Source organism: Sphingomonas sp., from assembly GCF_051962185.1.
Lineage (GTDB): Bacteria > Pseudomonadota > Alphaproteobacteria > Sphingomonadales > Sphingomonadaceae > Sphingomonas.
The window spans coordinates 1-9435 of sequence record NZ_JBQCCN010000232.1 but is presented as its reverse complement, the minus strand read 5'-3'; the positions used below and the strand labels follow the sequence as shown (position 1 = coordinate 9435).

Genomic DNA, 9435 nt, shown 5'->3' with positions numbered 1-9435 from the left:
ACAACAAAAATCCCCCCCGGCCGGGGGCGGGGGACCGCCGGCGTAGCCGGGGGTGGAGGGGCCCCTCCACATCTGCATCGCCTGGGGCCGGGCCCCCTTCACCACGACGCTTCGCGTCGCGGTCCCCCTCCCCGTAAACGGGGAGGATTTTTCGATCATTATCACTTCTGCTCCAACATCAATTTGGCGGTCGCCTTGGCGCTCATCACCACCCCCGGAATCCCCGCGCCGGGGTGCGTGCCCGCGCCGACGAAGTACAGGTTCGGGATATGCGGGTCGCGATTATGGACCCGAAAATAGGCCGATTGGCTGAGGATCGGCTCGAGGCTGAAGGCGCTGCCGAGATGCGCGTTCAGATCGTGCGCGAAGTCGCTGGGCGCGTAGCTGAACTTCGTCACGATCCGCTCGTGGATGTCGGGGATCAGCCGCGCGCCGATCTCGTCGAGGATGCGCTGTTCCAGGATCGGGCCGATCTCGTTCCAGTCGACCGGGAACTTGCCGAGATGTGGCACCGGCGCCAGCGCGTAGAAGGTCGATTGCCCCTCGGGCGCGAGGCTCGGGTCGGTCACCGTCGGATGGTGGAGATAGAGCGAGAAATCCTCGGCCAGAACACCATGGTCGTAGATATCGGCGAGCAATTCGCGGTAGCGCGGGCCGAACAGGATCATGTGATGCGGGATGCCCGGCCACGTCCCCTTGATCCCGAAATGGACGACGAACACCGATGGCGACCAGCGCTTGCGCGTCAGCCCGCCGACGGTGCGCTGCGCACTGCGCGATCCCGCCAGCAGGTCGCGATACGAATGCATCACATCGGCATTGCTGGCGACGGCGTCGGCCTCTCCCGCCCAGCCGCTCGCGGTCGTGACCCCGGTCGCGCGGTCGCCGAGCGTCTCGATCGTCGCCACCGGGTCGCCCAGTCGCAGCGTCCCGCCCAGCCGCTCGAACAGTGCGACCATGCCGGCGACCAGCCGATTGGTGCCGCCGCGCGCGAACCAAACGCCGCCGTCGCGCTCCAGCTTGTGGATCAGTGCGTAGATCGCGCTGGTGGTCATCGGGTTGCCGCCGACCAGCAAGGTGTGGAAGCTCAGCGCCTGACGCAGTTTCTCGTTCTTCACGAAGCCGGAGACGACCGAATAGACCGAGCGCCATGCCTGATAGCGCAGCAGCGCGGGGGCGGAGGCGACCATCTGGCTGAAGTCGAGGAAGGCGGTGCTGCCGAGCTTCTCATAGCCCTCATGATAGACGTGCCCGGCATAATCGAGGAAGCGGCGGTAGCCGGCGACGTCGTCGGTGCTGAGCCGCGCGATCTCGGCATGGAGCTGGGCATCGTCGTTCGAATAATCGAAGCTCGTGCCGTCGCGCCAATTGAGCCGGTAGAAGGGCATGACCGGCAGCAGCTCGACATCCTCGGCGATGTCGCGCCCGGTCAGGCCCCATAGTTCTCTGAGCGCCTGGGGATCGGTGATGACCGTCGGCCCGGAATCGAAGGTGAAGCCGTCCTTTTCCCAATAATAAGCGCGCCCGCCGGGCTTGTCGCGGGCTTCGACGATCGTCGTTTCGACGCCGGCGGATTGCAACCGGATCGCCAGCGCGAGCCCGCCGAACCCGGCGCCGATGACGATCGCGCGCTTCATCCCCGTCGCCCGCGGATCGCCGCGACGGCGCGGCCGACCGGCACCGGCGGCTTGCCGCTCAGGATGCGGGCCTTGTCGATCACGCTGGTTCGTCCGGCATAGAAACGCCCTATAAGGCCCGGGCCCAATCGGTAAAAGCGTTCGAGCACGCGATATCGTTCGTCGGGATCGGCGGCGCGGAACAGCATCGAGCTCAGCATGCGATAGAAAGCGCGATCGGTCCAAGCGCGATTGGCCATGCCGTGCGTCAGCTCGAGCAAGGCGGGGGTCGAGAGGTCGCTTTGCCCGGCGATGCGGATCGCCAGCCGCACCGCGTCGGGCAGCGAATAGCCGGTGGTCGGGTGGAACAGCCCGGCGCGCAATCCCGCCTTGGGGAGCCGCGCGCCGCCCGCGCGCCAGAAGGAGTCGAAATCGCCGCCCATCACGACCGGCAAGGCGCCGGTCTCCTCGCGGCCCACCGCCTCGGTCACCCAGCCTTTGGCCAGCGCATAATCGTGGATGCGGTCGACCATCGCATTGCGATCGATCGTCGGCGTGTCGCTGTAATAGGTGTCCTCGACGAACATCCGCGTCGCGGTGAAGGGAAGCGTATAGACGAAGCGATAGCCGTCGACCTGCTCGACCGTCGCGTCCATGATCGTCGGCCGCGTCACCTCGTGCGGATCGGCCAGCAGCAATTCGCGCCCGACGAATTTCTGCCAGCCCATCTCGAACATCGACATGTCGCCGGGGCCGCGCGCGTCGATGATGCCCTTGGCCTCGATCCGGTCGCCGCTCGCCAGCACGGCCGCGGTGGTGCCGACGCCGAGCGCCTTTTCCGCGATCAACTGGCCGGGGGCGAGGCTGGTGCGCACCACACGATCGAAGCGTTCGGACTCGATCGCATAGTAACTGGTGTCGATCGTCCGCGCGTGCGCCGGAAAGGCGACGTCATAGCCGCGCCAGCCATAGGAGACGAGCGGTGCCGCCAGCCAGCGGTCCTCTTTCGCGATGTCGCGGGTGAAGAACGACCAGACATGGTCGCCGCCCAGTCGCGGCCCCGCCTCGATCAGCCGGAGATCGAGGTCGGGGCGCTTCTTGCGCAGCGCGAGCGCGATCAATCCGCCCGCCAATCCGCCGCCGACAATCGCTAGGTCACATTCAATCCGGCCTGCCATGGCGAATCGCTACCCGTTTTGGACGGGAGCGCAACCCTTTGGGCCCGGCTGACGAAATAGCCTGTGGACAGCTTGGTGCGAGAGCGAGTCAGGCCGCCTGGCGCAGCGGCATCTCGGTCGCCATCGCCGCCCTGACCGATGGCCGTGCCCGGGTCGCGTCGCGCCACGCCGCGAGCGCCGGCCAGGGATCGAGGCTCAGCCCGGCATATTCGGTCCAGTTGAGCACCGCGAGCAGATAGGCGTCGGCGACCGAGAAGCTGTCGAGCAGATAATGGCGCCCGGCCAGATGCGCCTCCAGCAGGCCGAAGCGCTGGTCGACCAATTGCCGCGCCCAGTCGCGCGCGCCCTCGGTCGAGGTCCGCGACATCAAGGGTGCGAACACGCCCTTGTGGATCTCGGTCGAGATGAAGTTGAGCCATTTGGTCAGTTCGTAGCGCTCGCGGGTGTACGGCGGCGGCGCCAGCACGCCCTCGGCCGCGAGATCGGCGATATAGGTCAGCACCGCCGGCCCCTCGCTCAGCGTCACGCTGCCCGCTTCCATCGCGGGCACGTAGCCCATCGGGCTGATCTCGCTGAAAGCGCGCCCGTCGGGCAAGGCGGCGCCGGGAACGACCTGGATGAAATCGGCGTCGAGTTCGGCCTCGTTGATCGCGATCCGCGTCGCCAGGCTGCACGCGAACGGGATGAAATAGAGCTTCATGGTCGATCCTCCTGGGGGCGATTTGATTTTTATACTGTTTCGCATAAATTGGGCGCTGGTCAAGGATTCTTTGCGAATTGGTACAGAAATCAGACGAGGCGCCGCGCCGCCGCGGCCGCCCACGCAGCTTCGATCCCGCTGAGGTGTTGGGCGCGGCGAGCGAGCGATTCCGCACGCGCGGCTATGCCGGCACCTCGCTCGACGATCTGGTCGACGCGACCGGATTGCAGCGCCCCAGCCTCTACGCCGCGTTCGGCGACAAGCGCGCGATCTATCTCGCCACGCTCGACCGCACGATCGAGCGCGCCGGCAAGGGCTTCGACCGGCTGATCGCCGCCGGCCTGCCGCTGCGCGACAGCCTCCAGGCGATGTTCCGCACGGTGATCGACGGCTATTTGACCGGTGAGACCGGGCCGTCGGGCTGCATCATGGTCTCGACCTCGGCGGCAAGCGCGGTCGACGATGCCGAGATCCGCGAGCGGCTGGCCGCATTCCTCAAGATGGAGGACGACAAGATCGAGCAATTGCTGACCGCGCACGGCGACCCGAAGGCGCATGCCCATGCCCGCCTCGCCACCGCGACCATCCACTCGCTCAGCGTCCGCGCGCGGGCGGGGGCGAGCCTGGAGGACCTCGATGCTTTGGCGGCGGAATGCGTCGAGCTGATCGCCGGGTGAGCCAATCTCCCCTCCCACTTGCGGGAGGGGAATGACAGGCGGTTTTGCGCTACATCGGGCGAGTGACTCCTACGCTCGCCATCCTTCTGTCCGCCGTCGCCATGACGCTGATCGTCGGTTTTCGCTATCTGCTGAGCAGCGGGGCCTTCGCGCTGGCGACGCGAGCGGTGCGGCCCGGGCTCTACACCGGGCTCGACAAGCAGATCCGGCGCGAGATCGCCTGGAGCCTCGCTTCCGCCGCGATCTATGGCGTGCCGGCGGGGATCGTCGCCTGGGGATGGCAGAATCGCGGCTGGACGCGGATCTACACCGATCCCCATGCTCTTCCGCTCTGGTATTTGCCACTCTCCATCCTGCTCTATCTCGCCGCGCACGACACGTGGTTCTACTGGACGCATCGCTGGATGCACCGGCCGCGGCCGTTCCGGATTGCGCATGCCGTCCACCATGCCAGCCGTCCGCCGACCGCCTGGGCGGCGATGGCATTCCACCCGATCGAGGCGCTGACCGGCGCGGTGGTGATCCCGGCGCTGGTCTTCCTGATCCCGATCCATGTAGCCGCCTTGGGCCTGGTGCTCGCGATCATGACCGTGATGGGCGTGACCAACCATATGGGCTGGGAGATCTTTCCCCGTGTCCTGTGGCGCGGGCCGATCGGGGCGTGGTTGATCACCGCCAGCCATCATCAGCGGCATCATGCCGATTATCGCTGCAATTACGGCCTCTATTTCCGCTTCTGGGATCGCCTGTGCGGCACCGATCGCGGGATCGGCGATTTCGCGGACCCCCGTCGCGGGGAGCGTGCCGGCGCCCGGCCGCCCGATGCGCGCAATAGCGTGGCCTGAACGCAACAGGGCGATCGCCATCGCTGCCGAAACGGCCTGAGGGGCCTTTGATCTCGCCGTCCCGGGCACAAATAGGGTGGCGGAACGTTGCTTTCCCCAAACGTCAGCCGATCGGAGTCATCGTGCGTCTTCTGTTACTTGCCCCCGCCTTGCTTCTCGCTACGCCCGCCATCGCGCAGGATACCGGCAGTCCCGGGCCCAAGGGACCGGAAACGATCGACACCGGCGGCGACCATGTCACGATCGGCGTCGGCGGCGCCTATATGCCCGATTACGAGGGCGCCGATCATTACGGCATCTCGGCGGTGCCGGTGGCGATCGGATCGGTGTCGGGATTCAATTTCCAGCTGATCGGCAATCGTTTCTCGGCCGATCTCATCCCCAACAAGCCCGGGCCAACGTGGGACCTGCAGGCCGGACCGGTCGCGGTGCTCGATCTCAACCGCTCGGTGCTGTCCTATATCGACGACCGCCGCGTCCGCGCGCTCGGCAAACGCGATCGCTCGCTGGAGGTCGGCGGCTATGTCGGGATCGGCAAGACCGGGGTGATCACCAGCCAGTACGACCAGCTCTCGGTCTCGGTCAGCTACAGGAAAGGCGTGATCGGCGATCAGCGCGGCGCGATCTGGTCGCCGACGATCAATTACCTGACCCCGCTCAGCCGCAAGGCGGCGGTCGGGCTGTTCGCCTCGGCCGAACATGCCGACCGCAAATACGGCCAGGCCTATTTCGACGTCTCGGCGGCGGGCAGCGCGGCGAGCGGCCTGCCGCAATTCACCACGCGCGGCGGGTGGAAGAGCTGGACCGCGGGCGGTTTCGTCACCGTCGCGCTGACCGGCGACCTGCTCCACGGCTTCAAACTGGTCGCGGGTGGCAGCTACAAGCGCATGCTCAACGACTTCGCCGACTCGCCCGTCGTGTCGATCGCCGGCAATCGCAACCAGTGGCTGGCGGGCGCGGGGCTGGCGTATACTTTCTAAGTGGTCGGCGTAACGATGCTGCCTTTTCGCAGTTTTTTTGCAAAAACGGGCGAAGCTAAACATCTGAACAATTTGGTTATTTTTCCATAACTGATTTAGGTTAGGTGAAAAATCCAGCCGTCGATGCGTCCGTTGGCATTGTCGTTACGTACCTGCCGCACCGGCGCTCCATGGCGGGGCGGCGGCGCGATGCATTGGGGTATCGCCCGATCTCTACCAGCCCTGCCGTTTTGATTCCGAAGGAGTGTCCGCGACCCCCCACAGAGAGGACGAAACAATGGCAGACGATCTACAGGTGATCGACGTGCTGGACGCTCGCGTGAAACGACGCGAGGAACGGCGCGAATTCTTCAAGACTGCCATCGGAGCCGCTGCGGTCGGCGCCGGGATGCTGGCCGTGGGCCGGCCGGCCTTCGCGCAAGGCGTGACCGATGCCGACGTGCTCAATTTCGCGCTCAATCTGGAATATCTCGAAGCGCAATTCTATTCCTACGCCGCGACCGGCATGGGTCGTCCCGCCAATCTGCTCGACGGCACCGGTACGCAAGGCGGCGTTACCGGGGGCACGAAGGTCAATTTCACCGACCCCGCCGTCTCCGCTTACGCCCAGGAAATCGCCAAGGACGAAGTCGCGCATGTTGCGTTCCTTCGCTCGGCATTGGGATCGGCCAAGGTCGCGCAGCCGGCAATCGATGTCGGCGGGACCGATCCCAACGGGGCGTTCAGCATTGCGGCGCGTGCCGCCGGGTTGGTCGGCCCCGGAGTCGCCTTCAACCCCTATGCCAGCGACGAGAGTTTCCTGCTCGGCGCCTTTATTTTCGAAGATGTCGGCGTGACGGCCTATAAGGGCGCCGCGCCGCTGATCTCCAACAAGACCTATCTCGAGGCGGCCGCCGGTATCCTCGCGGTAGAGGCGTATCATGCGGCGATCGTGCGCTCGACCTTGTACGCCAAGGGTATCGCAACGCCCAGCCTGCGCAGTTCGGCGGATCTGATCTCCAACGCGCGGGACAGCCTGGACGGACCGAGCGACGACGACCAGGGCATTTCACCCGTAGGCGGCCTGGGCGGCACGGGCTCGAACATCGCGCCGCTGGATGCCAATGGCATCGCCTACAGCCGGTCGACCGGCCAGGTCCTCAACATCGTCTACCTTACCAAGAGCGCCGTCTCGATGGGCGGCTTCTTCCCGGCCGGGGTCAACGGCACCATCAAAACCAGCGCCAACAACGCCTGATAGCGAGCGAAAGGAGATTTGCAGTGATCGACCAGACCAAAGCGCTCGCCATCGTCGAGGCGACCGAACTACGCCGCGCCCAGCGCCGGCGCTTCCTGACCATGGCCGGCGGCGGTGCCGCGGCGCTCGGCAGCCTCGCCTTGTTGTCGGCGTGCGGCCATGACCACCACGACGGCTCCTCGTCATCGGGCTCCTTGCCCACGCCGTCCCCATCGCCTTCGCCGACACCCACGCCAACTGCGGTGACCGATGTCGATGTGCTCAACTTCGCGCTCAACCTCGAATATCTGGAGGCGCAATTCTACAGCTATGCCGTGACCGGTGCCGGGCTGCCCGCCAACCAACTCACTGGCAGCGGCGTGCAGGGTGCCGTCACCGGCGGCCGGGCGGTGGCGTTCAAGGACCCGGTAGTGCAGCAATATGCCCGCGAGATCGCGCTGGACGAGGGCGCGCATGTCGCCTTTCTACGCGGCGCGATCAACTCGGCTGGCGGCCAGCCCGTCGCGCAACCCGCGATCAACATCGACGGCGGAATGGCCGGCGCTTTCACTGCAGCGGCGCGGGCGGCCGGCGTCATCGGTCCGGCCGATACGTTCGATCCCTATGCCAGCGACGAGAATTTTCTGCTCGGCGCGTTCATCTTCGAGGATGTGGGCGTAACCGCGTACAAGGGAGCCGCGCCGCTGATCACCAATAAGACGTATCTGGAGGCCGCCGCCGGCATCCTGGCGGCGGAGGCATATCATGCCGGGCTGGTCCGGACGACGCTCTACCGCAAGGGAATCGCCAACCCGGCGCTGATGCTGATCGAGAATGCCGGCAAGATCAGCGATGCGCGCGACAGCCTCGACGGGCCCGACGATCTCGACCAGGGCATCGCGAGCCCAGATGGCGGCGTCACCTCGAACATCGTGCCCGCCGACGCCAACGCCATCGCGTTCGGCCGGAGCACGGGGCAGGTGCTCAACATCGTGTATTTGTCCAAATCGATGCTGTCATCGGGTGGGTTCTTCCCGGCGGGCGTCAACGGCACGCTCCGGATCAGCGCCGCCAGTTGAGCGGCCGGCATCGTTTCTTCCTGCCTGGGCCGCGCGCCGCTCCCCGCGCGCGGCCCTTTCTTTTGTGACCGCAAGCGCCTAGCGTGTCCGCCATCCCCGGGGGACCGCTCTGTCGCGGTTGAGAGGGAGGCCGCAGCCTCCGACCCGCTGAACCTGATCCGGTTGAGACCGGCGGAGGGAGTGGGCGGCTTTCATCCGAAATCCGTGTCCTCGCTCCGATAACGGAGTGAGTTTCGATGGCCGACATCCCAGCGCGTACCGAAATCGGTGTGACCACCGGCCCCATCCGAGGCAGCCGCAAGATCCATGTCGGTCCCTTGAAGGTCGCGATGCGGGAGATCGACCTCGAGCCCGGCTGCGGCGAGCCGCCCCTGCGCGTCTACGACACCTCCGGCCCGTACACCGATCCCAATGCCCGGATCGACATCCCGGCCGGCCTGCCCAACCTCCGCCGCGACTGGATCGAGGCGCGTGGCGACGTCGAGAGCTATGACGCGCGTCATATCAAGCCGGAGGACAACGGCCAGCTCGGTCCCGACCGCTCGGGCGGCGTCGATCCCTTCCCCAATGTCGTGAAGCGCCCGTTGCGCGCCAAGCCCGGCATGAACGTCAGCCAGATGCATTATGCCCGCCGCGGCATCATCACGCCCGAGATGGAATATGTCGCCGAGCGCGAGAATCTCGGCCGTGCCCGGCTCGCCGAATATGTCCGCGACGGCCAGGATTGGGGCGCCGCCATCCCCGATTACGTCACGCCCGAATTCGTCCGCGACGAGGTCGCGCGCGGCCGCGCGATCATCCCCAACAACATCAACCACCCCGAATCCGAACCGATGGCGATCGGCCGCAACTTCCTCGTCAAGATCAACGCCAATATCGGCAATTCGGCGGTCGCCTCCAACGTCGCCAGCGAAGTCGACAAGATGGTCTGGGCGATCCGCTGGGGCGCCGACACGGTCATGGACCTGTCGACCGGCCGCAACATCCACGACACGCGCGAATGGATCATCCGCAACTCGCCCGTGCCGATCGGCACCGTGCCGATCTATCAGGCGCTGGAAAAGGTCGGCGGCATTGCCGAGGACCTGACCTGGGAAATCTTCCGCGACACCCTGATCGAACAGGCCGAGCAGGGCGTCGACTA

At 66.1% G+C, this 9435-nt stretch carries 9 protein-coding genes and 1 riboswitch; of the genes, 6 read left to right on the top strand and 3 right to left on the bottom strand.

Annotation, left to right across the window (positions count from 1 at the left end):
• Positions 1-161 precede the first annotated feature (161 nt).
• From ACTHJR_RS14795 to ACTHJR_RS14785, 3 genes are all read right to left on the bottom strand, one after another.
• The gene (locus ACTHJR_RS14795) at positions 162-1637 is read right to left on the bottom strand and encodes a phytoene desaturase (protein ID WP_440524006.1); all 1476 of its coding nucleotides are present in this window, start codon (positions 1635-1637) and stop codon (positions 162-164) included.
• Positions 1634-2794 (bottom strand): lycopene beta-cyclase CrtY, encoded by a 1161-nt coding sequence (gene crtY, locus ACTHJR_RS14790; RefSeq protein ID WP_440524005.1) that lies wholly within the window; start codon positions 2792-2794, stop codon positions 1634-1636. The genes ACTHJR_RS14795 and crtY overlap by 4 nt, the downstream gene beginning before the upstream one ends.
• 88 nt (positions 2795-2882) lie before the next feature.
• Complete coding sequence (locus ACTHJR_RS14785; protein ID WP_440524004.1) at positions 2883-3494, bottom strand: glutathione binding-like protein; 612 nt, start codon at positions 3492-3494, stop codon at positions 2883-2885.
• 77 nt (positions 3495-3571) lie between these two features.
• Here ACTHJR_RS14785 and ACTHJR_RS14780 point away from each other — a divergent pair, with 77 nt between their 5' ends.
• The 6 genes from ACTHJR_RS14780 to ACTHJR_RS14755 form a co-directional block, all read left to right on the top strand.
• Positions 3572-4171: a TetR/AcrR family transcriptional regulator gene (locus ACTHJR_RS14780; RefSeq protein ID WP_440524003.1), complete on the top strand. Its 600-nt coding sequence runs from the start codon at positions 3572-3574 to the stop codon at positions 4169-4171.
• A gap of 101 nt (positions 4172-4272) precedes the next feature.
• Positions 4273-5016, top strand: a complete 744-nt coding sequence (locus ACTHJR_RS14775; RefSeq protein WP_440524007.1) for a sterol desaturase family protein — start codon at positions 4273-4275, stop codon at positions 5014-5016.
• Between the two features lie 122 nt (positions 5017-5138).
• The gene (locus tag ACTHJR_RS14770; protein ID WP_440524002.1) at positions 5139-5996 is read left to right on the top strand and encodes a MipA/OmpV family protein; all 858 of its coding nucleotides are present in this window, start codon (positions 5139-5141) and stop codon (positions 5994-5996) included.
• Between the two features lie 277 nt (positions 5997-6273).
• Positions 6274-7233, top strand: a complete 960-nt coding sequence (locus tag ACTHJR_RS14765) for a ferritin-like domain-containing protein (protein ID WP_440524001.1) — start codon at positions 6274-6276, stop codon at positions 7231-7233.
• A 23-nt stretch (positions 7234-7256) separates the two neighbouring features.
• Positions 7257-8291: a ferritin-like domain-containing protein gene (locus ACTHJR_RS14760; RefSeq protein WP_440524000.1), complete on the top strand. Its 1035-nt coding sequence runs from the start codon at positions 7257-7259 to the stop codon at positions 8289-8291.
• 87 nt (positions 8292-8378) lie between these two features.
• Positions 8379-8488, top strand: a riboswitch (TPP riboswitch).
• Between the two features lie 39 nt (positions 8489-8527).
• Positions 8528-9435, top strand: a 908-nt coding sequence (locus ACTHJR_RS14755; RefSeq protein WP_440523999.1) for a phosphomethylpyrimidine synthase ThiC, incomplete at its 3' end; no start/stop codon positions are given.

Excerpts from the sequence above, each read along its gene's own strand:
- ACTHJR_RS14795 (WP_440524006.1), bottom strand. The coding sequence starts at position 1,637 with ATGAAGCGCGCGATCGTCATCGGCGCCGGGTTCGGCGGGCTCGCGCTG.
- crtY (WP_440524005.1), bottom strand. The coding sequence starts at position 2,794 with ATGGCAGGCCGGATTGAATGTGACCTAGCGATTGTCGGCGGCGGATTG.
- ACTHJR_RS14785 (WP_440524004.1), bottom strand. The coding sequence starts at position 3,494 with ATGAAGCTCTATTTCATCCCGTTCGCGTGCAGCCTGGCGACGCGGATC.
- ACTHJR_RS14775 (WP_440524007.1), top strand. The coding sequence starts at position 4,273 with ATGACGCTGATCGTCGGTTTTCGCTATCTGCTGAGCAGCGGGGCCTTC.
- ACTHJR_RS14765 (WP_440524001.1), top strand. The coding sequence starts at position 6,274 with ATGGCAGACGATCTACAGGTGATCGACGTGCTGGACGCTCGCGTGAAA.